At 62.7% G+C, this 931-nt stretch carries 2 protein-coding genes; both read left to right on the forward strand.

All coding sequences use genetic code 11. The features are described from left to right. Positions 1 to 6 precede the first annotated feature (6 nt). The gene (locus D3H34_RS33030; protein ID WP_286186575.1) at positions 7 to 459 is read left to right on the forward strand and encodes a nitrate reductase cytochrome c-type subunit; all 453 of its coding nucleotides are present in this window, start codon (positions 7 to 9) and stop codon (positions 457 to 459) included. 30 nt (positions 460 to 489) lie between these two features. Beyond that, a partial coding sequence (locus tag D3H34_RS33035) for a NapC/NirT family cytochrome c (protein ID WP_119558900.1) occupies positions 490 to 931 on the forward strand: 442 nt, incomplete at its 3' end.

Here is a 931-nt window from a genome sequence, read left to right on the forward strand (position 1 = left end):
CTCTGCATGGGCGTGGCGTCGGCCCAGCCGCTGGGCCAGAAATTCCATGACAACGCGCGCGGCCCGACGCCGATCATGGAAGCCACCAAGCCGCCGGTTCTGGGCAACGCGGTGAATGACGACGTGCGCCGCACGCGCAACTATGCGATGCAGCCGCCCATCATTCCGCACCGCGTCGACGGCTACCAGATCGACAAGAACTTCAACAAGTGCCTCGACTGCCATTCGCGCACCAAGGCCGAGATGTCCCAGGCCGTGCCGGTGTCGATCACGCACTACCAGGACCGCGACGGCAACATGCTGGGCCAGGTGTCGACGCGGCGCTATTTCTGCATGCAGTGCCATGTGCCCCAGGACCCGGTGCGGCCGCTGGTCAGCAACACGTTCGTCGATGTCGACACGCTGCTGCTCCAGTCGCTGCGCAACCAGGCGCCGGGCAAGGCCCAGAAGAAAAACTGACGCGGCCACCGGCAGCAGAAGGTTCCAACCATGTTGAATTTCATCAAGCGCTACTGGGCGGTGATCCGCCGCCCCAGCGTGCACTTCAGTCTCGGCTTCCTGACCATAGGCGGCTTCATCGGCGGCATTCTTTTCTGGGGTGCGTTCAACACCGCGATGGAGCTGACCAACACCGAGAAGTTCTGCACCGGCTGCCATGAAATGCGCGACAACGTGTTTGCCGAACTCAAGAGCACCATCCACTACACCAACCGTTCGGGCGTGCGCGCCGTGTGTTCGGACTGTCATGTGCCGCACAACTGGACCGACAAGATGGCGCGCAAGATGCAGGCGTCCAAGGAAGTCTGGGGCAAGATTTTCGGCACCATCGCGACGCCGGAAAAATTCCAGGCCAAGCGCCTGGAGCTGGCCCAGCACGAGTGGGCGCGGCTCAAGGCCAACGACTCGCTCGAATGCCGCAACTGCCACAACT

The sequence above is a fragment of the Acidovorax cavernicola genome (assembly GCF_003581445.1).

Bases quoted from the DNA above. Each gene is read 5' to 3' on its own strand.
- D3H34_RS33030 (WP_286186575.1), top strand. From the start codon at position 7: ATGGGCGTGGCGTCGGCCCAGCCGCTGGGCCAGAAATTCCATGACAAC.